This is a genomic window from Limimaricola cinnabarinus, from assembly GCF_047631075.1.
In the GTDB taxonomy this organism is placed as follows: domain Bacteria; phylum Pseudomonadota; class Alphaproteobacteria; order Rhodobacterales; family Rhodobacteraceae; genus Limimaricola; species Limimaricola cinnabarinus.
In genome coordinates this window covers 159819-184806 of the sequence record NZ_JBLHYX010000006.1, presented here as the reverse complement: position 1 = coordinate 184806, position 24988 = coordinate 159819, and the positions used below count along the sequence as shown (strand labels likewise).

The following is a 24988-nucleotide window of genomic DNA, read 5'->3' as shown; positions in this document are numbered from 1 at the left end:
TAGCCCCGCTCGGTGATCTGTGCGACCGCGTCCCGCTTGAACTCCTCGCTGAACTTGCTGCTGCTCATCATGGCCTCCTTGCCTCAAAATTAGCGAAGAAGGCGTCCACAAGACACGGGGCTATTCAACCGCTATCTGCAGCATGGCCATCGACAGTAGAGCATGATCCCTTTTTTGCTGGAACCTTAGCTCTCAGCTAGAGCCGCCCCTTGGAGGGATGGTCTGAAGAACGGACTGCGTGGTCAGCCCTGCGCCTGCTTGTTGGCCATTCGCACCGGTCGAGCTTCGACCTTGGATGGCGCGGCATTCGTTTCGCGCCCGTCTCCCGGCTCAACGCCCGCGTGCACATTCTGCTTGCTCTCGAGACCACGGCCATGACACAACTGCTGTCACACGCGGAGTCGGGCCGCGTTCGATGGCGCTTTTTCGTTTGATTTCTGCCGGTTGCGGGCATTCTCTCCGGCCCCTACCGCCGGAGCGCTGTCGCGACCGGGTCAGTGCTCTAGGACCTAATCCGGGAAGTAAAGATGACCTGTAAGCAGAATCCGGGGGAAGCAGTCTGTTCGCGGAACCTGCCGCAGGACCATGCTGTTAACTCAGAGCAGGCTGAACTCACGTTTTGAGAGGTGTGCTACGCCTGTGCTACATCATGACCGCCAAGATCGCATCAGCCTTTAAAATAAGGAAATCACGCTGTGTCCGTCGATCCATCATCGGAGCGACCGAAAGGCGCGCGGCCGTAGCCAGCCTGCCATTCACTTGCTTCATCGCCTCTGCCGCATTCCGCATCGCGCAGCTTTCTCATTCTGTTCAGGTCGATCGGAACCGGCATCCGCACTCGGGGCGGCGGGGACAGGCCCGCATGATCCGCCGTGGGGCCGCGAGGCGCTTTTCTACCAGTCCGGTGCGCAACCCGCAAACACTCTTGCCGCGGTGACCCGTTCGGCCTTCTTGGCCAATGCGCCGCGCCCACAGCCGGGTTTCAGCTTGAGGGAACCTGCCGAACCGGCCGCTCCCTCCCGAGCCGCGCTGCGGCCAGTGCGCTCGCGCCGACCATCGCCGCCGCCATGCCGAGACAGGCGGGCAGTCCGCCGATCTGGTAAGTCAAACCCGACAGGAGCGTGCCCAACAGCCGCCCGGCCGCGTTCGACATGTAGTAGAAGCCGACATCCATGGTCACCCGCTCCGAGGTCGAGAAGGCGAGGATCAGGTAGGAGTGCAGCGAGGAGTTCACCGCAAAGAGCGCCCCGAACACCAAGAGCCCCGCGACCACGATCAGGGTAAGCCAGCCCGCCGGTGCCCCGGCGATCCAGACCAGAGCCGCCAGCGCGGCAGGCACGACGAACAGCGCCAGCGCCCAGCGGCGCGCCTCGCCGACCAGCGCGGCCTCGGACCGCTCGGTCGCGCGCAACAACCGCGGTGCCCAAGCCTGCACCGCGCCGTAGAGGATGGTCCAGACGGCCATGAAACTGCCGATCATGAAGAAGGCCATGCGGTTGCCCGCTTCCGAGCCATCGGAAAGCACTGCGTAGAAATAGATCGGAATGCCGACCACGAACCAGACGTCGCGCGCGCCGAACAGGAACAGCCGCGCCGCCGAAAGCCAATTAATGTTGGGGTCCTTGGAGAAGACCTCCAGGAACTTCGCGCCCTTGCGGCCCTGCGGCAGGCCCGAGGGCATGCGAAGCAGGATGACGACAGGGACTACCGCCAGGGCGGCGGCCATCGCCAGCACCGATGGCACGAAGCCCACGAGCCCCAATAGCGCCGCGCCGAGCAGGAAGCCCAGCCCCTTCACGGCGTTCTTCGAGCCGGTCAGCACCGCGACCCAGCGGAACAAGCCGCCCTGCCCTTTTGGCGCGAGGATCTTGACCGCGCTCTTGGCGCTCATCTTCGAGAGGTCCTTGGCGACGCCGGACGCGCCTTGCACCGCCATCACATAGGCGACCGATGCCCAGAGCCCCCAGCCCGGATCGAGCGCCGACAGCGCCAGAAGCGCCGCGACTTGCAAGCCGAGCCCCGCATAAAGCGTCGATGTCAGGCCAAAGCGCGCCGCGATCCAGCCCGCCGAGAGGTTGGTGACGACGCCAGCGATTTCGTAGAGCAGGAACAGGTAGGCCAGCTGCACCGGCGAGAAGCCGAGCGTGTGGAAATGCAGCAGTACCAGCATCCTGAGCGCGCCGTCGGTGAGCATGAAGGCCCAGTAGGCGGCGGTGACCGCGATGTAGGCGGAAAGCCCCTCTGGCCGGGCGGTCACAACCGTCCCCCCACCATGCGCGCCACGTCGACGAGACGATGCGCATAGCCCATCTCGTTGTCGTACCACGCATAGATCTTCACCTGCGTGTCGGCGATCACCATGGTCGAGGGCGCATCGACGATCGAGGATCGTGTGTCGTTGACGTAATCGGCCGAAACGAGGGGGCGGGTCTCAAACCCCAGTATTCCGCTAAGCGGGCCCTCGGACGCCTCGCGCAAAAGGGCGTTCACCTCCTCCACCGTGGTCTCGCGCTCGACCTCGAACACGCAGTCGGTGAGCGAGGCGTTCAGGAGCGGCACCCGCACGGCATGGCCATTCAACCGACCCTTCAGCTCCGGGTAGATCAGCGTGATCGCGGTGGCCGAGCCGGTGGTGGTCGGGATCAGCGAGTTGAGCGCCGAGCGGGCGCGGCGCAGGTCCTTGGCGGGCCGGTCGACGATGGTCTGGGTGTTGGTGACGTCATGGATTGTGGTGATCGAACCATGGCGGATGCCCAAGCCCTCATGGATCACCTTGACCACCGGGGCGAGGCAATTGGTGGTACAACTCGCCGCCGTGACGATGTCATGCACCTCGGGGTCATAGGTGTCGTCGTTGACGCCGTAGACGATGTTGGCGGTGGGTCCGTCCTTTACCGGTGCGCTGACGATCACCTTCTTCACCCCGGCGGCGAAATAGGGTGCGAGCTTCGCCTCGGTCTTGAAGACGCCGGTACAGTCGATCACCACGTCGACGCCGTCGAGCGGCAGATCCTCGATGCGCTTTTTCGCGAGGACCGGCAGGCGCGTGCCGTCGATGGACAGGCTGTCCTCGTCGGCCACGAAACTGGCGGACCAGCGGCCATGCACGCTATCGAATTCCAGCAGATGCGCATGCATCGCCGCATCGCCCACGGCGTCGTTGATCCAAGCGATCTCGGCACCGCTGTCGAGGAGCGGGCGCAGGGCGAGCTTTCCGATCCGGCCGAGGCCGTTCAAGGCATAGGTGGTCATTGCGGTTCCTTCCGGGTCGGGATGTCGTCGACGGCGCGCTGGATCGCGATCCGATCGAGCGCCGTAAGGTTGAGCGTGGTGAGCAGATCGATGCGCCGCCGCAGCGCGCCATAGACCTGATGATAAATCAATCGACGCTCCGGCTCGGTACCGGTCGCCTTCACGGGGTCGGGCTGGCCCCAATGCCCGGACACCGGCTGGCCGGGCCAGCCGGGACAATCCTCGTTGGCGGCGCGGTCGCAGACCGTGAAAACGAAATCCAAGGCGGGCGCCTCGGCCCCCTGAAACTCCGACACGTGCTTGGCCCGCAGGCTGGCGGTCTCATGGCCATTCGCCTCCAGCACCTGCACGGCCAACGGGTTCAGAACCGACTGCGGCGTCGTCCCGGCGGAAAAGGCGCGAAACCTGCCGCCGCCGGTGTCGCGCAGGAGCGCCTCCGCGAAGATCGAGCGCGCCGAGTTGCCGGTGCAGACGAACAGGACATTGTAGGGGCGTGAGATCATGTCGGAAACTCCGAAAGTGGACAGGTCGGCTGGAGCGGCGCGCAGGGCCGGGCGGCTGCGGCAGCAATCCTCGATCAGGTAGCCGAGCAATCCGCCCGCCTGCTCCATATCGGCGCGGTAGAGCAAGGAGCGGCCGTGCCGGAGCTGTTCGATCAGCCCGGCATGGCGGAGGGCCGAAAGATAGGAGGACAGCGTGTTGGCGCGGGTGTCCAGCACCTCCGCGATTTCACCTGCGGGGACCGCGTCCGGGTAGCGCCGCATGAGCATCCGGAACACCGCAAGACGTTGCGGGTGGGCGAGGGCAGCCAGTCGTGTAACGTGAATCGATTCCATATTTCGAGAATACTCGAATTATGGATTTTGGAAAGCGTGTATTGTGTGAGAACGCTGATTTTTGCGCGCTTGCCGATTTTGAGCCGAGTAGTTCGACGTCTCGGCCTGCTCGATGGCCTGAATGAATGTGGTGCGGACTTGGCCGGCCGAGACACCTATCTAGCTGTTTGTCTGCCGCCTCCGGTCGTCATTGCGCACGAGATATGTTTTCATTCTCCGTCGATACGGGCCCCGCCTGCTCCTAGATCGGCTTCATGCGCTTTTGGGTTCGCCTCGCCACGGTCTGCTTGTCGCTGCTCCTGCTGATCGGCGTGCTATTGCATGACGTCGCGGGTGCCCAAACGTCGATCGACATGGCAACTTCCACCCTCATGAACCAGCAGGACGATCTCGGCCCCGCCTGCACACAGGACGCAACCAAGCAGATGACCTGCAATTTCGACTGCACCCCCCACTGCTCTTCACCGAGATCTCCATGGCGATCCAGCCGCGGGCCGTCGTTGCGACCGATCTCGCCTGGCCCGCCAATATGGCAATTCAAATGCGCCAGCCGGACGTCGACGCTGCTCCGCCCCGAACCAACATCCCGAGCTGACCGGTTGCACCGCTTGAGTGACGGCCCGTTTTTCTAGTGAATGTATGAAAGGGATGATGTCGATGATGAACGGACCGATGATGGGCGCCATGATGGCCGGGGGCGGGCTCGTCATGCTGCTGGTGCTGACCCTGCTCGTTCTGAGCCTGATGGCGCTGGTCAAGTTCCTCAGGAGCACGCGATGAGACGCGGGCTGGTCATCGGCCTTGCCTCGAGCCTTCTTGGCGCCGCCGCGATCGTGGCGGTGGCCCAAGGGCTGACAGCGGAGGACCCGCAGGGCGCGGCATCGGCGGAGATCGCGGGGCTCTCCGTCCTCGGAGAACCGGTCACGCGGGGCATGGTCGAACAGGGCGGCTCGATCTATGCCGAGAGCTGCGCTGCCTGCCATGGCGCGCAGCTCGAAGGCCAGCCCGACTGGCGCCGCCGGACCGAGGACGGGCGCATGCCGGCCCCGCCGCATGACGACAGCGGCCACACCTGGCACCACGCCGACCGCGATCTCTTTACCATCACCAAGCATGGTGTCGATGCGGTGGTGCCCGGCTACAAGAGCGACATGCCCGCCTTCGAGGGCCTGCTGAGCGACGACGAGATCAAGGCGGTTCTGGCCTACATCAAGACCAGCTGGTCCGAGCGCGAGCGCGGCTTCCAGGCCGAAGTCTCGGCCGGGGCCGAGAGCTCGCCTTGAGCCGACAATGCCCTATTGGATCGCGCGGATCGCGGGGTAGCTCGCTCGGAAGGCCGCATAAGTCTTGTCGAAGTCGGCCCTGAGGCCCGCCTCGGGCTTGATAGAGGCGCCGATGGCGGGCCGCAGCATGACGTTCTCGGGCGCCACGCCCATCGCCGCGATCAGACCGAGGCGGGCCGCGCCCAGCGCCGCACCGAATTCGCCGTCCTTCGGCAGGTCGAGCGGCACGCCGAGCACGGTGGCGATGAGGCGCAGCCAGTACCGCGACCGCGTGCCGCCGCCGATCGCCATCAGCCGGTCGATCCGCGCGCCGGAGGCCTTCAGCGCCTCATGCGAATCGCGCAGGCCGAAGGCCACGCCTTCGAGCACGGCGCGGGTCAGGTCGTCGCGGGTGGTGTCGGCGCCGATCCCGGTAAAGCTACCACGGATCTCGGCGTCGTTGTGCGGCGTCCGTTCGCCCGACAGGTACGGCAGAAAACGCACCCGGCCCGGCGGCAACAGCGTATCGCCCAGCGCCCCCGTCAATTCCGCGGCACCCGTCCCGGTGATCGATGAGAGCCAGGTCAGGCTGTCGGCGGCCGAAAGCATCACCCCCATCTGGTACCAGCGCTTCGGCACCGCGTGGCAGAAGGTGTGCAACGCCGTCTCCGGCGCAGGGCAGTAGCCGTCGCGCGCGGCAAGCAGCACGCCCGAGGTACCGAGCGACAAGAAGCCCTCTCCTTCCGACAGCGCCCCGATGCCGCAGGCTGCGGCGGCGTTGTCGCCCGCTCCGCCCGCAACGGCGACGGCGCCGTCGAGACCCCATGCGGAGACAAGATCGGCGCGCAGTTCCCCGGCCCTTTCGCAGCCCTCCACGAGGCGCGGCATCTGATCGCGGCGCATGTGCCCGGCCCCGAGCAGCGCGTCGGACCAGTCCCGCGCACCAGTGTCGAGCCATGAGGTGCCGGCGCTGTCGGACATGTCGGCGACATGCGTGCCGGTGAGGTAAAGGTTGAGATAGGCCGCGGGCAGAAGCACCTTGGCGACGCGGGCATAAGCCTCGGGCTCATTCGTGCGGACCCATTCCAGCTTGGGCGCGGTAAATCCCGGGAAAACGATGTTGCCCGACAGGGCCCGCACCCCCTCGGTGGCATCGAGTTGGGCCGCCTCGGCATGGGCGCGCGTGTCGTTCCACAGGATGCAGGGGCGGATCACCCGGTCCTTTGCATCCAGAAGCGTGGCGCCGTGCATGTGCCCGGCGACGCCGATGCCGCGCAGACCGGCAAAGGCGGGATGCGCCGCGCGCAGATCGGCCACGGCCCCTTCGAGCGCGGCGATCCAGTCCGCCGGGTCCTGCTCGCTCCAGCCCGATCGCGGATGCGCCGCCGCATAGTGACGCTCAACAGCGCCCATGGGCACGCCCTCGTCATCCACGAGAAGGGCGCGCAGTCCGGAAGTGCCGAGGTCGATGCCGAGATAGCTCATGATGCGGTGCGATCCTGTGATGAGGCGAGGCCCAAGCAATAGCCCGAGCCCCGGACGCATGCCAAGCGCGTCTCCCGTCGATTCGCCCCGACGCGGGATCGCATCCGCGACATCCTGTCGCTCCGATGGCAGCAGGGCCGAAATAAAGCGCTCCGAGGCGTGCGAAAATTCGGCGTCACGTCTGGTCGTCACGCTTCGCTTTCGCGATAGTGCGCGCCATGTCGCTTTTCATCATTGTCCTCCTCCCGTTCCTCGGCGCGCTGCTGCCAGGCCTGATGATCCGGGCCGGTCGCCAAGCCTGTTTCACCGCCACCTTCCTCGTCACGGCGCTGGCCGCGATCGGGCTGCTCACGCATCTGCCCGCCGTGCTGCGCGGCGAGACGGTCTCGGCCCGGCTCGACTGGATGCCGGGGCTCGGGCTCAACGTGAACCTGTTCCTAGATCCCTTGGGCTTCATGTTCGCAGCATTAATCCTCGGGATCGGCCTGCTGATCATCGCCTATGCGCGCCACTACCTGTCGCGCGACGACAACATGGGCGAGTTCTTCAGCTACCTGCTGCTGTTCCAGGGCGCGATGGTGGGCATCGTGCTGTCTGACAACATCCTGCTCCTGCTGATATTCTGGGAGCTGACCTCGCTGTCCTCCTTCCTGCTGATCGGGTTTTGGAAGCATTTGCCCGAAGGCCGTCAGGGCGCGCGCATGGCGCTCACCGTGACCGGCATGGGCGGGCTGGCATTGATCGGCGGCATGCTGATGCTGGGGAGCATCGTCGGAAGCTATGATCTGAGCGTGATCCTCGAGCAGCGCGAGCTGGTACAGGCCTCGCCGCTCTATCTGCCCGCCTTGCTGTTGATTCTTCTGGGCTGCTTCACCAAATCGGCGCAGTTCCCGTTCCATTTCTGGCTGCCGCACGCCATGGCGGCCCCGACGCCGGTCTCGGCCTATCTGCACTCCGCGACGATGGTGAAGGCGGGATTGTTCCTGCTGGCGCGGCTCTGGCCGGTCCTGTCGGGTACGCCCGAATGGGTGGTGATCGTGTCGTCGGCGGGCCTCATCACCATGGTCCTCGGCGCGGTGATCGCGCTGTTCAAGCACGACCTGAAGGCGCTCCTGGCCTTTTCGACCGTCTCGCATCTCGGCCTCATCACCTTTCTTCTGGGCACCGGCACGGCGTTCGGCGCGATGGCGGCAGTGTTCCACATCCTGAACCATGCAAGCTTCAAGGCAGCGCTGTTCATGACCGCAGGGATCGTCGATCACGAGGCGCATACCCGTGACATGCGCCGTCTGGGCGGCCTGCGCCACCTGATGCCGATCTCCTTCGCGATCGCGACGCTGGCGGCGCTGTCGATGGCGGGCATCCCGCTGCTGAACGGCTTTCTCTCCAAGGAGATGATGCTCGAAGAGGCGACGCATACGACGCTGTTCGGTATGCCGATGCTGGTCACGGTCGTGGCGACGATCGGCGCGCTGTTCTCCGCGGCCTATTCCTTTAGGCTCATCGCGCATACCTTCCTCGGGCGCGAGCGCGACGATTACCCGGCGCATCCGCATGACCCGAATCCCGGCATGTGGCTGCCGCCTGCCCTCCTGATCATTCCCGTGGTCGGCATCGGCCTGTTTCCTGCGCTGGCCGAGCCCTTCGTCAAGCTCGTCACCGGTGCCGTGATCGGCGGCGCGGCCGAGATGCCCGACGCGCATCTCAAGATCTGGCACGGGCTGACCCCGGCGCTGGCCATGTCGGCCATTGCGGTGCTGGGCGGCGCGGTGCTGCTGGCGGCCTTCGCGCCGCTGTCGCGGGTCTGGGAGGCCGCGCGGCGTCCCGAGGCCAAGCACATCTTCGACAGGCTTATCGACGTGTGCGTGCGGGGCGCCCGGCGCGTCACGCTGGGCCTGCATGACGGGGCCTTCACCCGCTATGCCGCGATCATGGTGCTGACGGTGGTGGCCGTGGGCGCGCATTCGTGGTTCTCTGGGACCACCGGCACCGAGACCCGCCGCCCGCTGCTTCCGGTGACACCAATCGCCGTCGCCGCATGGGCGATGCTGATCGCCGCCACCGGCTTTCTCGTTGCGGCGCATCGCAATCGCCTCGCCGTGCTGATGCTGATGGGAATCATCGGCCTGATGGTCTCGGTTGGCTTCAACCATTTCTCGGCGCCCGATCTCGCTCTGACGCAGATCTCGGTCGAGGTGGTGACGATCATCCTGCTGCTTCTGGCGCTGAACTTCCTGCCCAACACCACGCCCAACGAATCCGGCGCGCTGCGACGGACGCGTGACGCGATCATCGCGGGCGCGGGCGGCATCGCCGCGACCGCGCTGACATGGACCATCCTGTCGACCGAGTTTCCGATCGCGCCGATCTCGGACTATCACCTCGCCAACTCCTACAAGGGCGGCGGCGGCGACAACGTCGTCAACGTGATCCTCGTGGATTTTCGGGGCTTCGACACCTTCGGCGAGATCATCGTGCTTGGCATCGCGGCCCTTGTCATCTACGCGCTGACCGAGGCGCTGCTCTCGAGCACGGTGCGCCGCCGCCTGCTTAACCGCGGCTACGAGGAAACGCAGGCCGGCGGCGCGCATCCGCTGATGATGGTGGTGCTGACGCGGGTGATGATGCCGGTGATCCTGATGGTCGGCGTCTACATCTTCCTGCGCGGGCACAATTCGCCCGGCGGCGGCTTTGTCGCGGGCCTCGTCGTGGCCATCGCGGTGGTGACGCAATACATGGCCAGCGGCTTTGCATGGGCCGCGCGGCGGCAGCGCTACCCCTATCACGGGATCATCGGCGCGGGCGTCTTCGTCGCCGGTCTCACCGGCATCGGCGCCTGGCTCGCGGGCCAGCCTTTCCTGACATCGGCCTTCGGATATTTCCGCATCCCGCCGATGGAGGAGTTCGAGCTGGCCACCGCCATGGGCTTCGATCTCGGCGTGTTCCTCGCCGTGGTCGGCGCGGTGATGCTGTCGCTCGAAAGTTTCTCGCGCCTGGGCTACAGGGCCGGGACGGAAACCTCCGATCACGCGATGGATATCGACCCTTCGCGCGACGAAGAGCTCACCCCGGCCGCAGGCGAACAAGGCAAGGTTATCTGACATGGAACTCCTGATCGCATCCGCCGTCGGCGTCCTGTCCGCCGCCGGCATCTACATGGTGCTGCGCCTGCGCACCTTTCCGGTGATCATCGGAACCTCGCTTCTGAGCTACGCGGTGAACGTCTTTCTCTTCGCCTCGGGGCGGCTGGCGATGAATGCCCCGCCGGTGCTGCGCGACGGGGCCGTCCGCTACACCGATCCGCTGCCGCAGGCGCTGGTGCTGACGGCGATCGTCATCTCCTTCGGCATGACGGCGGTGGTGGTGATCATGGCGCTGGGAAGCTGGCTGTCGTCAGATGACGACCTCGTCGACCGCCCCGCCGTCTCGGAGGGCGACGCCCGCGCGCCCTCGATGCCCGAAGGAGACGCATGATGAGCCATTGGTTGATCACCCCCGTCGTGCTGCCCGCGATGCTGGCCGCGATCCTCGTGCTGATGGTGCGCGAGCACATCGTCGTGCAGCGGGCGCTGTCGATGGCGGGCGCGCTGGCGCTGGCGGCGATCGCGACGGGCCTGTTCTGGCAGGCCTCGGACGGCACGATCACGCTCTACCAGCTTGGCAACTGGCCCGCGCCGTTCGGCATCGTGCTCGTCGGGGACCGGCTCTCGACCCTGATGGTGTTGCTCACGACGCTGCTGGCACCGCTGGTGCTTCTCTATGCCATCGGCTCGGGCTGGGACGCGCGGGGACGGCATTTTCACCCGCTGTTCCAGTTCCAGCTGATGGGCATCCTCGGCGCCTTCCTGACCGGCGACGCCTTCAACCTCTTCGTCTTCTTCGAGGTGCTGCTCATCGCCTCCTACGGCCTGATGATCCATTCGGGCGGGCGCGAACGGCTGCGCGCGGGCACACAATACGTGCTCTACAACCTGCTCGGCTCGACCCTGTTTCTCTTTGCCCTCGGTACGATCTACGCCCAGACGGGCACGCTCAACATGGCCGATCTTGCAGGCCGGGTAGCCGAGCTCGACGCCAGCGCCTCGGGCGGCATCCGTGTCGCCGCGGTGCTGCTGCTCATGGTCTTCGCCATCAAGGCCGCGGTGCTGCCGCTGCATTTCTGGCTGCCCGACAGCTATGCGCAGGCTCCCGCGCCCGTCGCGGCCCTCTTTGCGATCATGACTAAGGTTGGTGCCTACGGCATCATCCGCTTTTACACGCTGGTCTTCCCCCCTGATCTCGAAATCACCCAAGGCCTGTTCGACACCTGGCTGCTGCCCGCCGCGCTGCTGACGCTGGCGGTCGGCATGATCGGCGTGCTGGGGGCCGTACGCGTCGACCGGCTCATCGCCTTTTCGGTGATCGGCTCGATGGGCCTGCTGCTGAGCGCCGTGTCGGTCTTCACCCCCGATGGCATCGCCGCCGCGCTCTATTACGCGATCCATTCGACCTTTGCGACGGCGGCGCTGTTCCTGCTGGTCGACCAGATCAAGGAGCGTCGCGGAGAGGCGGGTCCGTTCCTCGTGCACGGGCGCCCGATCGAAGGCGGCGCGCTGATCGCGGGGATGTTCTTCGTCGCGGCCATCGCCATGACCGGGTTGCCGCCGCTGTCGGGTTTTCTGGGCAAGCTGCTGATCCTCGACGCGGCGCTCACCAGCCCGTTGGTCTGGTGGGTCTGGGCGGTGGTGCTGTCGGGTTCGCTCGTGGCCGTGGTCGGATTTTCGCGCGCGGGCTCGATGATCTTCTGGAAGGCGCATCAGGAGGGGCCCGACGGCCCGGTCGATTGCGAGACCGCCCCCGAAATCGAGGACGAAACCGCGCAGCCCGGCTCGACCAAGGGTCCGATCTCACCACGCCCGGTGCTGCCGATGATCGCGATCGGCGGGCTGATCGCGCTCCTGATCGCGCTGACCGTCTTCGCGGGCCCGGTCAACCGGGTGCTGAGCGCTACGGCAGCACAGCTTTTCGCACCCGAGCCTTATATCGAACTGGTGCTGACCACGCCCGGCAAGAAAATCAAGGACGACCCGCACGCTGTTGAGGGCGATCATGGCGACGCGGCAGATCTTGCCATTGACGACGAGACCTCGGACGCCACCGGAGAGGAGCACTGAAATGCCGCTGCGCCTGACCCGAAAGCTGCTGCCCCACCCGCTGCTCTCGACGCTGCTGGTGATCGTGTGGTGCCTGCTGATCAACGATCTTAGCCTCGGCACCGTGGTCTTCGGGGCGATCCTCGGCCTGCTGATCCCGATCTCCACCGCCGCCTATTGGCCCGATCGGCCCAAGATTACCCGGCCATGGCGGCTGGTCTCCTACATGCTTCTTGTGATCTGGGACATCATGGTCGCCAACGTGCAGGTGGCGATGATCGTGCTGTTCAAGCGCAACGACGACATGGCGCCGAACTGGGTGCTGATCCCCCTCGACCTGCGGTCACCCGAGGCGATCACCTTGCTCGCGGGCACCATCACCCTGACCCCCGGCACCGTCAGCACCGACCTCTCGGCCGATGGCAGGGCGCTACTGGTTCACGCGCTCGACGCCGCCGATCCGGAGGCGGTGCGCGACGACATCAAGACCCGCTACGAGCGGCGGCTGAAGGAGATCTTCGAATGATCGACACCGTCTTGTATTTTGCCATCGGCGCCGTCGGGCTGGCGCAGCTTCTGGCCATGGTCCGACTCGTGATCGGGCCGCACACCGGCGACCGCATTCTCGCGCTCGACACCATGGTGATCAACGCCATCGGCCTGATCATCCTGCTCGGGATGTTCTGGGGCACGCAGATCTACTTCGAAAGCGCGCTGATCTTCGCCATGCTCGGCTTCGTGTCGACCGTGGCGCTGGCGCGGTTCGTGCTGCGCGGGGACATCATCGAATGACCGACATCCCGTTTCTCATCGACATCCTTGTCGCCACGCTCCTGATCATCGGCGCCACCTTCACGCTGATCGGCTCCTACGGCCTCTTGAAGCTGGACCAGCCGATGAAGCGGCTGCACGCACCGACCAAGGCTTCGACACTAGGTGTGGGCTCGCTTCTGCTGGCCTCGATGATCCATGCCTTCGCCTCGGGCGAGGGCTCGCTGCACGAACTTCTGGTCATGGCCTTCCTCTTCGTCACGGCCCCCATCTCTGGAAATTTCATCGCCAAGGTGCATCTGCATCGGCAGCGCGGTGGCAAGGAGCTGCCCGCCCCGCCCGCCGAAGACGGCTGGGCGACCTATTCAGAAAAATGACGCACCCGGCCCCGCCGGGGCCGAGGAGCGAAACGTGATCGAGACATCCGCCCCCCGACAGGCCGGGCCTTTGCTGCATCTGCGCGGGCATGACGCGGAGGGGCTCCGCCTCGCCGCCGTGGTGATCCGCCCCGAGGATGCGCCCTGCGGCGATCTGCATGCAAGCGGCACCGCACACCGGGCGCGCCGCATCGCCACGCTGGAGGGTCTGGCGGTCTGGCGCTTCGATTTCCGGCTTGGCCCGCAGGATCGCGGCTACGCCTTCGAAGATACCGAATACCCGGTCGAAACCGATCTTGGCGGCGACCTGCGCCTCGCCTTCCTGTCGTGCAATGGCGAGGAGATCGGCGACATGGACCGCGATCCGGCCGAGCGCGACGCGATGTGGGAACGCATGCGCACAGAGCATGAGGACCAGCCCTTCGCCGCACTGTTGCAAGGCGGCGACCAGATCTATGCCGACGAGGTGACCCAAGGCCATCCGCTCAGCGATGGCTGGCCCGAGGACATCCCGCAGGGCGCCACCGAGGAGGATCTCTCCGAATTGGCCGCGCATCTGCGCGCGGGCTTCGTGAACCGCTACATGCGCGGCCTTGCTTCCCCGGCCTTTGGCGGGCTTGCGGCCCGTGTGCCGAGCCTGGCGGTCTGGGACGATCACGACATATGCGATGGCTGGGGCTCGCTGCCCGTGGCCGCGACCAATAGCGCCGTGGGACGGACGCTGTTTTCCGTGGCCCGCGAGATGTACCTGCTGTTCCAGCATGGCGCTGTCGAGGCGGATGTGGCCGACATTTTCGTCGACCCCTCCGGCATGCAACTCGGCTGGCAGCGCCAGCTTCCCGGCGTGACACTGATGGCGCCCGACCTGCGCTCCGAACGGGGTCGCAGGCGGGTCATGGGCGAGGCGGGCTGGCGGTTGCTGGAACGCCCCGTGCCGGAACCGGAGCGCACGATCATCGTCTCGTCCGTGCCACTCCTCGGTCCGCGCCTGTCTCTGGTCGAGGCGGTGATGTGGCTCTGGCCCGGCATGCAGAAATACGAGGACGATTTGCGCGACCAGTGGCAGAGCCGGGCCCATCGGGAGGACTGGAAACGAGCCCTGCGGGCCGTGCTGGGCCTTCGCGCGCAAGGCCCGGTGACGGTCCTTTCGGGTGAGATCCACCTCGCCACCCGCGCCGAAATGGCCGCGTCGCCCGGCCCGGTGCATCAGCTCGTCGCCTCGGGCATTGCGCACCGCGCACCGCCCAAGGGCTATGCGCGGGGTCTGGGTTGGCTGGCTTGGCTTGGCGAGGGGCCGCTTTCGGGGCACAGGATTCGCATCCTGCCGCCGCCGGGAATGCGGCGGCGCTACGTCGCCGAGCGCAACTTCCTCGTGCTGGAACGGCGGGACGGCGATTGGAACGCCGTGTGGCATCTCGAGGAAAGCGGCGAGACGCTGCCGCTGCCGATCTAGGGGATAGGCAACTCCACCCGCGCCTCGAGACCGCGCGGCGCGCGGTTCGACAGCGCGATCTCGCCACCATGGGCGCGGATGATGGTGCGGGTGATCGACAGCCCAAGCCCTGCCCCGCCGGTGTCCTGGCTACGGCTGTCCTCGCCACGCACAAAGGGCTCGAACATGCCTTCGAGCCGCGCCTCGGGGATACCCGGCCCGTCATCATGAACGCGCACCACCACCTGCCCGCCATCGTGCGAGAGCATCACCCGCGCCGCCCCGCCATAACGGATCGCATTGTCGATGAGGTTGCCGAAGGCGCGCGACAGGGCCACGGGCCGCCCTCTCACCATGGGCGCCGCACCGCCCTCGAAGCTGGCACCGCGCTCCTCGCAGAGCCGCTCCAGCAGCGCGCCGAGATCGATTTCGGCGGGGGCCTCGGCGTCGTGGCCACTCTTGGCGAAGGCCACGAGCCCCTCAGCCATCACCGCCATCTCGTCGAGCGTGCGGATCATCGGCACGCCCTCGTCCTCGTCGAGCATCTCGGCACGGATGCGCAGACTGGTGATCGGCGTCCGCAGGTCGTGCCCGACGGCGGCGAGAGTGCGCAGGCGCTCGGCCTCGAATCGTGCGATCCGGGCCTGCATATCGTTGAACGCCGCCGCCGCCGCATGCATTTCGCGCGCTCCGGTCTCGGGGACACGCAGGCTGCGATCACCGCGCCCGGCGGCGCGCGCGGCTACGGCCAATGCGCCCAAGGGCCGGGTCAGCTGCCGCACGAACCACAGGCCCACGGCCAGCACCGTGACCAGAGACAGGCCCAGCACCAGCAGGAACACCTCCTCCTGCACGCCGTTCGCCGGTCTCAGACCCGACGTGACGACGTTGAGCCAACCGCCGCTGCTGTCCGCTCCCAGCGCGATGGAGATGACGATACCCGAAGGGCCACCCCGCATGGCCGGGTCATGAGCCTGCCAGCCCGCCGCCTCTGGGCGCTGGCTTCCGCGCTCGTGCATGGCGACATGCACCCTGCGCCCGTCCAAGGCCGCCACGAGGCGCGCCTCAAGCGCCGCCGCACGCTCCGAACTCGCAGCAGCAGGTCGGAGCACCAAAGGCACAGGCGCGACATCGATCCGCGCCAGACGGGTCGAGGCCCGCCGCGCCAGAACCTCTCTCGCGCGCGGGTCCAATGCCTCCATCGCGGGCACCAAGGCCACGATCCGCTCGACCTCCCGCGCGGCTCCGGCCTCGCGGTCGAGACGTGCGCGTTCGAAGGACAACAGGCCCAGCGCCACGAGATTGGCCGTGACCAGCGCCGCCGCGAGCAGCAGCGCGAATCGCGCGGCGAGGCCCTTCGGCAGCAGTCGCGCGACTGCGTTCATTGCGCCGCCTCGACTTCGGCGGCGAGAAGATAGCCGCCGCCCCATTCGGTGACGATGAGACGTGGCTGCTTGGGATCGTCCTCGATCTTGCGGCGCAGGCGGCTGATCTGGTTGTCGATGGCGCGGTCATAGGCCTTGGCCTCGCGCCCGGCCATAAGGTCGAGCAGCCGCGAGCGATCGAGCACGGTGCGCGGCGCGTCAAGAAACAGACCCAGCAGGCGGTTCTCGCCGGAGGTCAGTTCGGCCTCGCGCCCGTCGTCGTGCCGCAGGCCGCGCGCCGCCGGATCATGGGTCCAGCCCGCGAAACGGCGCGGCGTCGCATCGAGCGTCGGCGCGGAGGGCGGCGCGCGGCGCAGCACGGCGCGCACCCGCGCGAGCAATTCGCGCGGGTTGAACGGCTTGGTCACATAGTCGTCGGCGCCAAGCTCCAGACCGACGATGCGGTCGGTCTCGTCGGCCATGGCGGTGAGCAGGATCACCGGCGGCCCGCCGCGCGCCACCAGCCAGCGGCACAGGCTGAGCCCATCTTCGCCCGGCATCATCACGTCGAGCACCACGAGGCCGATCCGCGCCGTCTCGACGATGCCGCGGGCCTCGGCCGCGCTCGCCGCGAGCCGGACCCGGAACCCTTGTTTCTTAAGATACTGTCCCAGCGGTTCGCGGATGTCGCGCGCGTCGTCGACGACGAGGATCTGCTCGGCGGTCTCGGTCATGGGGCGGTCTCCTGCGGGGCTGAGGCCTCTGTTCTAAAGCAGCCCGAGGGGCGGTTGCCAGCATCGCTCGCCCCGATCGGCGCGAAGTTTTGTCGCCAGATGTATCACACGGAGGTGCTACCCGCTTGCCAGCCCGGCACGGTCTGGATACATCGGCATCGGGGCCGGCTTAGCTCAGCTGGTAGAGCGTCTGATTTGTAATCAGGGGGTCGGGGGTTCGAGTCCCTCAGCCGGCACCATAAATTTCGAACATTCAACGGTTGGCCCGCGCGAGAAAGCCGACCGCGATCAACCCCACGGCGGTGATCATCAGCGCCGCCGGCGCGGCCTCGGCGATGTTTTCGAGGCTGGCCTTGGCATGCACCCGCGTCGCCAGCGTGTCGTAACCGAAGGGGCGCAACAGCAGCGTTGCCGGCAATTCCTTCATGCAATCCACGAAGACCAGCAGCAGCGCCGAGCCGACGCTGGCGCGAATGAGGGGCACATGCACCCGCCGCAGCGTGCCGCCCGCCGTCTGACCGAGAGAGCGCGCTGCCATTGGCAGGCTCGGCGAGACCCGGCCCAAGGCCGCGTCGGCGGTGCCCTGCGCGATGGCAAAGAACCGCACGCAATAGGCCAGCACCAAGGCCGCCGCCGTGCCGGTAAAGATGAGGCCCGGATCGCGTCCCGTGAGGGCAAGGATCGCATCCGCCAGCGCGTTGTCGAAGAACGCCAGCGGGATCAGGATGCCGATGCCCAGCACCGCGCCGGGGGCGGCATAGCCGATCGCCGTCACCGGCAGGAGGAGCACCGGCAGGCGATGCCCCGAAAGCCGCGTGCCATAGACCATGAACAGCCCCGCCAGCACCGTGACGACCGCCGCCACGCCGCCTGTGGTCAATGTGTGATAGAACGCCTTGACCAGCCCCGGCGCCGCCCATTCGCGCGCGTCGAGCGCGTGGCTCACCAGCACCGCGACAGGCAGCACGAAGCCCGCGAGAAACGGCAGCAGGCAAGCCAGCGCGGCCAGCGCGCCGCGCCCGCCCGACAGGCGCATCGGCGTGACAGGGCGCGGCTGACGGGCCGAGCCGAAAAAGCGCGAGCGGCGGCGGCTCAGCTTTTCGAGCGTCACCAGAAACACGATCATCGCCAGCACCAGTGTCGCGATCTGCGCCGCGCCGCCAAGATTGCCCGCCTGCAGCCAGACGGTGAAGATGCCGGTGGTCAGCGTCTGCACCGCGAAATAGTCGACGACGCCGAAATCGTTGACCGTCTCCATCATCACCACCGCGACGCCCGCCGCGATCGCTGGCCGGATCAGCGGCAGGCCGACGCGAAAGAACCTGCCCCACGGGCCGACCCCCAAGGCCCGCGCCACCTCGAACCCCGCGCCGGACTGTTCGCGCAGGGCGGCGCGGGCCAGCAAATAGACATAGGGGTAGAGCGCCGCCGACAGCACGAGGATCGCCGCGCCGCGCGACCGGATCTGTGGAAAAGCGTAATCGCGCGCGTCCTGCCAGCCCATGATCCCGCGCAGGGCGGTCTGGACCGGGCCCGCATATTCGAGAAAATCGACCAGCGCATAGGCGCCCACATAGGCCGGTACCGCGAGCGGCAGCAAAAGTGCCCATTGCAACCAGCGATGGCCTGGAAAGCGGTACATCACAACGAGCCAGGCCGCCCCCGCCCCCACCGCGGCGGTAATCGCCCCGACCGAAAGCATCAGCAGCACCGTATTGCCCAGATAACGCGGCAGCGTCGTCGAGAGGAGATGCGGCCAGATGTTGTTCTCGGGGTTGAGCGCGAACCAGATCACCGACAGCACCGGCAGCAGCACCAGCGCGGCGATCGCCACGGCCCCGGTCGACCACGGGTCCAGACGGGTTCTCGACCCTTTCGTGGCGCTTGTCTGACTGGTTTGATCGGACATGGAGAGGCGGTAGCTCAAAGCAGTTTCGCTGTCCATATAACTCATTATATTGGGGTCGATACGCCGGGGTCGCGGCACAAGATCACAAGGGGCCACCAAGGCTGCCGCGATCGAACGGGAACGGGGACCGAAGCCGCATGGACATCGCCTTTCACATCGGCGCCAACTGCACCGATGACGACCGTTTGCTGAAATCGGTCGCGAAGAACCTGCCGCTTCTGGCGAGCCAAGGCACCCGCGTGCCCAACCCCGCGCGGTATCGCCGCCTGATCCGCGAGACGATCCAGCATCTGCGCGGCGCGCCCCCCGAACCCGGCACCCGGGACGTGCTGATCGATGCGATCCTCGATCACGGCGAGACCACCGAGCGGCTGGTCATGGGCAACCCGGCCTTCATCTGCACGCCGGCGCGGATCTGCGAGGCCGGGTGCTTTCACGAGATGGCGACTTTCAAGGCGCGTTCGCTGCGGGCGCTGTTTCCCGAGGATCGGATCGAGATGTTCCTGAGCATCCGCAACCCGGCGAGCTTCGTGCCCGCCTGCTGGGAGCAGACCCGCGGCCGTGGCTTCGACGCGTTCATGGCCGGTCTCGATCCGCGTTCGATCCTGTGGTCGGACGTGGTGGCCCGGCTGCGGCACGCGGCCCCCGACGCCGGGCTGACCGTCTGGTGCGACGAGGATTCGGCGCTGCTGTGGCCCGATCTGGTGCGGGCGCTGGCCGGGCTCGGGCCCGACGCGCCGATCGAGGGCGCACATGACCTCGTCTACGAGATCATGCACCCAGAGGGCGCGGCACGCCTGCGCGATTATCTCGAGGCGCATCCCCCAGCCTCGCCCGAACAGACCCGGCGCGTGGTGTCGGCGTTTCTCGACAAATACGCCCGCCCCGACGCGGTCGAAAGCGAGATCGACCTGCCAGGGTGGGACGCAGCGCTAATTGCCGATCTGACCGCGATCTACGAGGCCGACCTCGAACGGATCGCGCGGATGGAGGGCGTGCGCTTCCTCGCCGCCTGAGCGGCGAGGTGCGGCGTCAACTCATGCCAAGTGCTGCCTTGTACATGTCGAGCACCGCCTCTTCCTCGGCGATGTCGTCGGCGTCGCGCTTGCGCAGCGCGATCACCTTGCGCAGGATCTTGGTGTCGTAGCCGCGCCCCTTGGCCTCCGCCATCACTTCCTTGATGCCTTCGGAAATGTCCTTCTTCTCGGCTTCGAGATGCTCGACGCGCTCGATGAACTGGCGCAGTTCCTCGCCCGCCGCATTGCTTTGCACGTCGATGACGGATGACTCGCTCATGGGCTTCTCCTGATGGGCCGATAACGGGTCCATTCCCTAGCGCCCGGCCGGGCGGGCTTCAAGCGCCGCCGGGGCCCTGACGGGACGGGAGGCGGGCTTGTGCCGCCGCGGCGGCGGCTTTAGTGCGACAGGCGCAGGATCAGCGGGAGTGCGGGCATGGACATCATCATCTGGATCGGCGCGGCGATCACGCTGGCGGGCTTTGGCGCCATCGTCTGGAGCCTTGTCGCGGTGGTGCGGCTGCGGCGGCTCGGGCTCGATGACGCGCAGATGCGTGCGCGCCTCGCGCGGGTCGTGCCGCTCAATATCGGCGCGCTGATGCTGTCGATGCTGGGACTGATGATGGTGGTGGTCGGCCTCATCCTGTCCTGACGACCTCGCTGCGGCCCCGCCGCAGCGCCGCGTCGATGTCGTCATCCGTCTCAGTGGCGGCCCGCAGCAGGGACGGCGTATTGAAGACGGGGTCCTCCTCGGCCCAGAACTGCATCCGCTCCACCAGCGGGCCAAGGCCCTGCTGTCGGGCCTCGAAGAACGGCCCTCCCGTCAGCCGCGACCAGCCCAGACCGTGCACGGCCAGCGCATCGATATCCGAAGCGCGAGCCACGCGGCCCGCCGCAAGAAGCCGTGCACCCTGCGCCACCGATGCGGCGAGCCTGCGTTGGCCGCTCAGCCCTTCGCTGCCCCGCGTCAGCACCGCCAGAAGTCCCCGTCCCAGAGCGGTCGGACCGGCCCGGCCCGGCCTGCGTTCGAGCAGCGCCGTAGAAATTCGCCGCTCGGCGAAGTAGACATGTCGCAGCGCGAGAAACTGCGGATCGGCCAGCGCGTCGGCATGAGCCGTCCGCTCGAAGCGCAGTGCCGCACCGGCGGGGAGCAGCAGAGCCGCCTCGATGCAATCGACGATCCGCGCAGCGCTGCGCAGCGCAGCCTGAGCGATCGCGCTCTGCTTGCCCCGCACCGTGTCGAGCCACTCCGCCCCGTCAGCCGTCCGTTCGCGCCGACCCGCGACCGGACGGGGCCGGATACCCGCCGCCGCGAGTTGGGCCGCCAGCGCATGAGCCGCGCCAAGAAGATCGTCGGTCACAATGCCGTCAAGCACGCCCATCTCGCGCGCCACCTGCGCCGTGATGGGCCGCCCGCGCAATAACAGGTCGAGCGCGGCCCTAGCGCCGCACAGGGCGGCGAGGCGCTGCCCCCCCCCCGCCCCCGGCGGGAGGCCAAGCACGATATCGGGCAACCCAAAACGCGCCTCGCCTACCGCGAGGCGGTAATGCGCGGCCAGCGCCAGTTCGGCCCCGCCGCCGATGGCGCTTCCGGGCAGGGCCGCCACCACAGGGACCGGCAATCGCTCCAACCTGCGGCAGATCGCAGCAAGCTCGGCGCCCTTGCCCGGTCGATCCAGTTCGCGCAGGTCCACCCCGACCGAGAACACCCCGTTCGCCCCGGTGAGCACGACGCCGCGCGGGCCGTTGTCGCCCTGCAACGCGGCTTCGATCCTGGAAAGCGCGGCGGCGAGCGCATGGCGCGTGGCGGAATCGAGCGCATTGCCCGGGCTCGATTCGAGCGTGATCCGCGCGATGCCGTCGATCAGCCGCGTCGTGACCGTCCCTCCCTGCATCGCCGTTCTCCCCGCATGCTGCCTAGCTTTCGCCATGATCGGCGGCGCGCCGCACAGGCGCAAGTCCCGGCGATTCCGCGGTCCCGGCCAATGGCAGCCGCGCAACGCGTCTGGACGTGTCAGCGGCGAGACGGTAATCATCGCCGCATGGACATACGCCGCATCAGCCCCGACTACGCCGTCAGCCCGCAGATCGAGCCGGAGGACATTCCCGCCATCGCCGAGGCCGGATTTACCACGGTCTTGTGCAACCGCCCCGACGAGGAGGTTCCCGTCGAGCTGCAGGCCGAGACGTTGCGCATCGCCGCCGAAGCGGCCGGTCTGCGCTTTGCGGTCAACTCGGTCACGCATCAGGGGCTGAACCGCGAGATCGTCGATCGGCAGATGCAGGTGCTCGACGGCTCCGACGGCCCGGTTCTCGCCTATTGCGCGTCAGGCACGCGCTCCTCGATCGTCTGGTCGCTCGGCCAGGTCGCGCGGATGGAGACCGACGCCATCATCGAAGCCACCGCCAAGCAGGGCTACGATCTCGAACGCCTGCGTCCGCAGCTCGATGCGCTGCGCGAGGACGACGAAGCCGAGGGTTAGCCCTCGACCGCCGGACGCGCCCTTGATCGTTGATGGCATGGCGCCCGTGATATCCTGCAACCGATCAAGATGCCGACCGTTCGAGCCGGACCTTGCGACATGGCAGCGCGTTCGCTTTCGATACACGAGGTGTCGCGCGATAGAGGTCGAAAGCCTCATTCAGACCTTGGTTAGGTGCCCATGCTGCGCCGGGGCCCACTGGTGGACCCGTTCGTGCGCACGAGGACACCGGATCTGATTTGGCGGTGGGACTTCAACGTGTCTCGCTGGTCGGAGAGGGCGGCAGTTCGACCCGAAAGACACCGCCGCCCTGGCCGGGGAGATAGCGGATGCCGCCACCCAGCCGGGTCATGATCTCGCGGCAGATCGCAAGGCCGAGCCCGGCTCCGCCAGCCTTGCCGGCATCGCTGAGCCTCGAGAACTTCTCGAAGATAACCCGTCCCTGATCGGGGGGAATGCCGGAGCCGTTGTCGATGAAGTCGACGGCGTGGACGGCCGGGTTCCAGACGATGCGCAGCTCGGGCCGCGGCGCGTCGCAATATTTGCGGGCGTTGGCGATCAGGTTGATGAAGACCTGTGCGAGCCGATCGGGATCGGTCACGACCTCCAGCCTGTCGAGTTCGGGATCACGGTGCAGCCCGAGCCCGTCGCGCAAGGGCAATGCCGCATCGAGCGCACGATCGACCACCCCGCCCAAAGAGGTCGGGCGCAGGTCGAGCAGCCCCTGCCCCGCTTCGAGCACCGACAGATCGAGCAGGTCGTCGAGCAGCCGCGTCAGGCGCCCCGCCTCATCCCCGATGATTCCGGCGAAACGCTCCTGCTCGGCCTCGTCGAGCCCGCCCTCGCGCAGGATCTCGGCAAAGGCGCGGATGGAGGTCATCGGCGTGCGCAGTTCGTGGCTGATCTGGCTCAGAAAGCCGTCCTTCTGTACCGAGAGCGCAGTGAGCTTGGCATTGGCCTCGCGAAGCGCCGCCGCCGTGCGCCCGAGCTCGGCCGACTTCTGTTCCAGCCGATTCGAATATTCCATGATCTGCGCGGTCTCGTCCGCCACGGCGATCAGGTCCTCGACCGAGACGCTGACGCCCTCGGTCATCTGGCCGATCATCGCATGCGCCGTCGCCGCTCCGACCGAGCCCGCGAGTTCGCGCTCCAGCGCGCGGATGAATTCGGGGGTGACGTCCGGCAGCCGTCCCTCCTTGCCCTGAAGGGCCGCGTGGCTGGCAAAGATCGCCTGCGCCTCGGGCGCGCCGATGATGCGCTGGGCCATGACAAGCAGCGGCTCGGCGTCGGCGGCCCCGCGTGCCCAGCTTCCCGGCCCTTCGGAGAGTTCGAAGACGCCGACGAACTGCGCACCCTGCAATCGCTCCACCGGGCCGGGAAAGCTCGCCAGCGACACCGCGACAAAGCCCGCGACGTTGAGCGCCAGAGACCACAGCGCTGCGTGCAGCACCGGGTCGAGCCCGCCGGTCCAGAACAGCGCCTGCGGGCGCAGGAAATCAATGCCGAACGGCCCTGCCTGCATCACCCCGGCCGGGATCGCTGTGCCGTCGCCGACGCTGGGCAGGAACATCGCCCAGAACCAAACTGCAAAACCCAGCAGCAGCCCCGTCGCCGCGCCGCCGCGCGTCGCCCCGCGCCAGAACAGCCCGCCGACGAGCGCCGGCAGCACCTGCACCACGCCCACGAAGGCCACCAGACCGATCGAGGCCAGCGCCGTGCCGCCGCCCGACAGCCGGAAATAGAGATAGCCCAGCCCCAGCACACCGAGGATCGAGGCCCGCCGCGCCGTCAGCACCATGGCGCGCACATCGCCCGCCATCATCGCGCCGCCCCTGCGCGAGCGCAGCCACATCGGCACGATGATGTGGTTCGACATCATCGTGGCAAGCGCGATCGTCGCAACCATCACCATCGAGGCGGCCGAGGAAAACCCGCCCAGAAAGGCCCAGACTGCCAGCCCGTCGCGCCCTTGGCTCAGCGGCACCGTCAGCACGAACATGTCGGGGTTGGTGCCTGCGGGCAGGATGTCGAGCCCGGTTACGGCGATCGGCACCACAAAGAGGCTCATCAGCGCGAGGTAGAGCGGAAAGGCCCAACTCGCGGTGGCGAGGTGGCTCTCATCCGCGTTCTCGACCACCAGCACCTGAAACATACGCGGCAGGCAAAGGAAGGCCCCCGCCGAAAGCAGCGTGAAGCCGATCCAGCGTCCGCCCGACTGCTCCCAAGCGGCGATGGGAGAGGCGTCGAGCCGAGCCAGCATGTCGGAGACGCCGCCGCCCAAGCCCCAAACCACGTAGATGCCCAAGCCGACCAGCGCGCCGAGCTTGACCACCGCTTCGACCGCGATCGCCATGACGATGCCGTGGTGGCGTTCGTTGCTGTCGAGGTTGCGGGTGCCGAACAGGATGGTGAAGAGCGCCAGCCCCACGGCCGACCACAATGCTGCCGAGCCGCCGTCCCGCGCCGTCCAGCCGCCCTCTCCGCGTGCCGCGAAGACGTCGAGCGACTGTGCGATAGATTGCAGTTGCAGCGCGATGTAGGGCGTGACGCCGACCACCGCCAGCAGGGTCACGATTACCCCCAGAAGGCTCGACTTGCCAAAGCGCGAGGACACTAGATCGGCGATCGAGGTGATCCTCTGGGCGCGGCCGATGCGCACCAGCTTGCGCAGCAGCCACCACCAGCCGATCATCACGAGGCTGGGACCGAGATAGATGGTAAGGTATTCCAGACCTGAGCGGGCGGCATAGCCGACCGCGCCGTAGAAGGTCCAAGCGGTGCAATAGATCGACAGCGACAGAGTGTAGATCCACGGGCTGCGCAGCCAGCCGTCGCGACCCTGCGCGGCACGGCGCTCGGCCGCGAAGGCCACGCTGAACAGGAAGGCGCCGTACAGCAGCGCGATCGAGACGAGGGCGTTGAAGCCGAGCATCGG

The 24988-nt window shown here is 67.2% G+C and carries 24 protein-coding genes and 1 tRNA gene; 15 read left to right on the top strand and 10 right to left on the bottom strand.

What is annotated here, in order from left to right; genetic code table 11:
• Both ACJASC_RS07250 and ACJASC_RS07245 read left to right on the top strand, forming a co-directional pair.
• Positions 1 to 200: hypothetical protein (locus tag ACJASC_RS07250; RefSeq protein WP_415144777.1), on the top strand; the 200-nt coding region annotated here is incomplete at its 5' end.
• A 449-nt stretch (positions 201 to 649) separates the two neighbouring features.
• A complete protein-coding gene (locus ACJASC_RS07245) occupies positions 650 to 937 on the top strand; it encodes a hypothetical protein (protein WP_415144775.1) in 288 nt (95 codons plus the stop codon).
• Positions 938 to 982: 45 nt separating this feature from the next.
• Here ACJASC_RS07245 and arsJ read toward each other — a convergent pair whose 3' ends face one another.
• Genes arsJ through ACJASC_RS07230 form a run of 3 tightly spaced genes read right to left on the bottom strand, consistent with a single transcriptional unit; the run spans position 983 to position 4088 of the window.
• On the bottom strand, positions 983 to 2257 hold the full coding sequence (gene arsJ / locus ACJASC_RS07240) for an organoarsenical effux MFS transporter ArsJ (protein ID WP_415144773.1): 1275 nt from the start codon (positions 2255 to 2257) through the stop codon (positions 983 to 985).
• Positions 2254 to 3252, bottom strand: coding sequence for an ArsJ-associated glyceraldehyde-3-phosphate dehydrogenase (locus tag ACJASC_RS07235; protein ID WP_415144771.1), 999 nt, complete (start codon positions 3250 to 3252; stop codon positions 2254 to 2256). Before ACJASC_RS07235 ends, arsJ begins: the two co-directional genes overlap by 4 nt.
• The gene (locus ACJASC_RS07230) at positions 3249 to 4088 is read right to left on the bottom strand and encodes an arsenate reductase/protein-tyrosine-phosphatase family protein (protein WP_045319728.1); all 840 of its coding nucleotides are present in this window, start codon (positions 4086 to 4088) and stop codon (positions 3249 to 3251) included. The genes ACJASC_RS07235 and ACJASC_RS07230 overlap by 4 nt, the downstream gene beginning before the upstream one ends.
• Positions 4089 to 4739: 651 nt before the next feature.
• Here ACJASC_RS07230 and ACJASC_RS07225 point away from each other — a divergent pair.
• Both ACJASC_RS07225 and ACJASC_RS07220 read left to right on the top strand, forming a co-directional pair.
• Positions 4740 to 4868 carry a hypothetical protein gene (locus ACJASC_RS07225; protein WP_415144769.1) on the top strand — a complete coding sequence of 43 codons (129 nt, stop codon included), beginning with the start codon at positions 4740 to 4742 and terminating at the stop codon, positions 4866 to 4868.
• Positions 4865 to 5371: a c-type cytochrome gene (locus tag ACJASC_RS07220; protein ID WP_415144767.1), complete on the top strand. Its 507-nt coding sequence runs from the start codon at positions 4865 to 4867 to the stop codon at positions 5369 to 5371. Before ACJASC_RS07225 ends, ACJASC_RS07220 begins: the two co-directional genes overlap by 4 nt.
• A gap of 12 nt (positions 5372 to 5383) precedes the next feature.
• Here the strand turns inward: ACJASC_RS07220 and xylB are convergent, their stop codons facing one another.
• Positions 5384 to 6835 carry a xylulokinase gene (xylB, locus tag ACJASC_RS07215; protein ID WP_415144765.1) on the bottom strand — a complete coding sequence of 484 codons (1452 nt, stop codon included), beginning with the start codon at positions 6833 to 6835 and terminating at the stop codon, positions 5384 to 5386.
• A 218-nt stretch (positions 6836 to 7053) separates the two neighbouring features.
• On the opposite strand from xylB, the gene ACJASC_RS07210 reads away from it, so the two are divergent.
• Genes ACJASC_RS07210 through ACJASC_RS07180 form a run of 7 tightly spaced genes read left to right on the top strand, consistent with a single transcriptional unit; the run spans position 7054 to position 14568 of the window.
• Complete coding sequence (locus ACJASC_RS07210; protein ID WP_415144763.1) at positions 7054 to 9936, top strand: monovalent cation/H+ antiporter subunit A; 2883 nt, start codon at positions 7054 to 7056, stop codon at positions 9934 to 9936.
• Between the two features lies 1 nt (position 9937).
• A complete protein-coding gene (locus ACJASC_RS07205; protein WP_021693038.1) occupies positions 9938 to 10309 on the top strand; it encodes a Na+/H+ antiporter subunit C in 372 nt (123 codons plus the stop codon).
• Entirely contained in the window at positions 10309 to 11988 is a 1680-nt protein-coding gene (locus ACJASC_RS07200; protein ID WP_415144761.1) for a monovalent cation/H+ antiporter subunit D, read from the top strand. The genes ACJASC_RS07205 and ACJASC_RS07200 overlap by 1 nt, the downstream gene beginning before the upstream one ends.
• A 1-nt stretch (position 11989) precedes the next feature.
• On the top strand, positions 11990 to 12493 hold the full coding sequence (locus ACJASC_RS07195) for a Na+/H+ antiporter subunit E (protein ID WP_021693036.1): 504 nt from the start codon (positions 11990 to 11992) through the stop codon (positions 12491 to 12493).
• The gene (locus ACJASC_RS07190; protein ID WP_021693035.1) at positions 12490 to 12759 is read left to right on the top strand and encodes a K+/H+ antiporter subunit F; all 270 of its coding nucleotides are present in this window, start codon (positions 12490 to 12492) and stop codon (positions 12757 to 12759) included. Before ACJASC_RS07195 ends, ACJASC_RS07190 begins: the two co-directional genes overlap by 4 nt.
• Positions 12756 to 13115 carry a Na+/H+ antiporter subunit G gene (locus tag ACJASC_RS07185; protein WP_415144758.1) on the top strand — a complete coding sequence of 120 codons (360 nt, stop codon included), beginning with the start codon at positions 12756 to 12758 and terminating at the stop codon, positions 13113 to 13115. The genes ACJASC_RS07190 and ACJASC_RS07185 overlap by 4 nt, the downstream gene beginning before the upstream one ends.
• Positions 13116 to 13149: 34 nt before the next feature.
• Positions 13150 to 14568: an alkaline phosphatase D family protein gene (locus ACJASC_RS07180; RefSeq protein WP_415144756.1), complete on the top strand. Its 1419-nt coding sequence runs from the start codon at positions 13150 to 13152 to the stop codon at positions 14566 to 14568.
• Here the strand turns inward: ACJASC_RS07180 and ACJASC_RS07175 are convergent.
• Positions 14565 to 15932 (bottom strand): ATP-binding protein, encoded by a 1368-nt coding sequence (locus ACJASC_RS07175; protein WP_415144754.1) that lies wholly within the window; start codon positions 15930 to 15932, stop codon positions 14565 to 14567. The genes ACJASC_RS07180 and ACJASC_RS07175 overlap by 4 nt on opposite strands.
• Positions 15929 to 16645, bottom strand: a complete 717-nt coding sequence (locus tag ACJASC_RS07170; protein WP_415144752.1) for a response regulator — start codon at positions 16643 to 16645, stop codon at positions 15929 to 15931. Before ACJASC_RS07170 ends, ACJASC_RS07175 begins: the two co-directional genes overlap by 4 nt.
• A gap of 163 nt (positions 16646 to 16808) precedes the next feature.
• Here ACJASC_RS07170 and ACJASC_RS07165 point away from each other — a divergent pair.
• Positions 16809 to 16884 (top strand) — tRNA-Thr (locus ACJASC_RS07165).
• 14 nt (positions 16885 to 16898) lie between these two features.
• On the opposite strand, the gene ACJASC_RS07160 is transcribed toward ACJASC_RS07165, so the two are convergent.
• Positions 16899 to 18554 carry an ABC transporter permease gene (locus tag ACJASC_RS07160; protein ID WP_415144750.1) on the bottom strand — a complete coding sequence of 552 codons (1656 nt, stop codon included), beginning with the start codon at positions 18552 to 18554 and terminating at the stop codon, positions 16899 to 16901.
• 137 nt (positions 18555 to 18691) lie between these two features.
• Here ACJASC_RS07160 and ACJASC_RS07155 point away from each other — a divergent pair, with 137 nt between their 5' ends.
• Positions 18692 to 19570 (top strand): hypothetical protein, encoded by an 879-nt coding sequence (locus tag ACJASC_RS07155; protein WP_415144748.1) that lies wholly within the window; start codon positions 18692 to 18694, stop codon positions 19568 to 19570.
• 16 nt (positions 19571 to 19586) lie between these two features.
• Here ACJASC_RS07155 and ACJASC_RS07150 read toward each other — a convergent pair whose 3' ends face one another.
• A complete protein-coding gene (locus ACJASC_RS07150) occupies positions 19587 to 19850 on the bottom strand; it encodes a DUF2312 domain-containing protein (RefSeq protein ID WP_021695317.1) in 264 nt (87 codons plus the stop codon).
• Between the two features lie 156 nt (positions 19851 to 20006).
• Between ACJASC_RS07150 and ACJASC_RS07145 the strand changes: the two genes are divergently transcribed.
• On the top strand, positions 20007 to 20222 hold the full coding sequence (locus ACJASC_RS07145) for a hypothetical protein (RefSeq protein WP_021695316.1): 216 nt from the start codon (positions 20007 to 20009) through the stop codon (positions 20220 to 20222).
• On the opposite strand, the gene ACJASC_RS07140 is transcribed toward ACJASC_RS07145, so the two are convergent.
• Positions 20209 to 21465, bottom strand: coding sequence for an enoyl-CoA hydratase-related protein (locus ACJASC_RS07140; RefSeq protein ID WP_415144746.1), 1257 nt, complete (start codon positions 21463 to 21465; stop codon positions 20209 to 20211). The two genes, ACJASC_RS07145 and ACJASC_RS07140, sit on opposite strands and share 14 nt — an antisense overlap.
• A gap of 147 nt (positions 21466 to 21612) precedes the next feature.
• Here ACJASC_RS07140 and ACJASC_RS07135 point away from each other — a divergent pair, with 147 nt between their 5' ends.
• On the top strand, positions 21613 to 22053 hold the full coding sequence (locus tag ACJASC_RS07135) for a protein tyrosine phosphatase family protein (RefSeq protein ID WP_415144744.1): 441 nt from the start codon (positions 21613 to 21615) through the stop codon (positions 22051 to 22053).
• Between the two features lie 253 nt (positions 22054 to 22306).
• Here ACJASC_RS07135 and ACJASC_RS07130 read toward each other — a convergent pair whose 3' ends face one another.
• Entirely contained in the window at positions 22307 to 24985 is a 2679-nt protein-coding gene (locus tag ACJASC_RS07130; RefSeq protein WP_415144742.1) for an ATP-binding protein, read from the bottom strand.
• Positions 24986 to 24988: the final 3 nt, after the last annotated feature.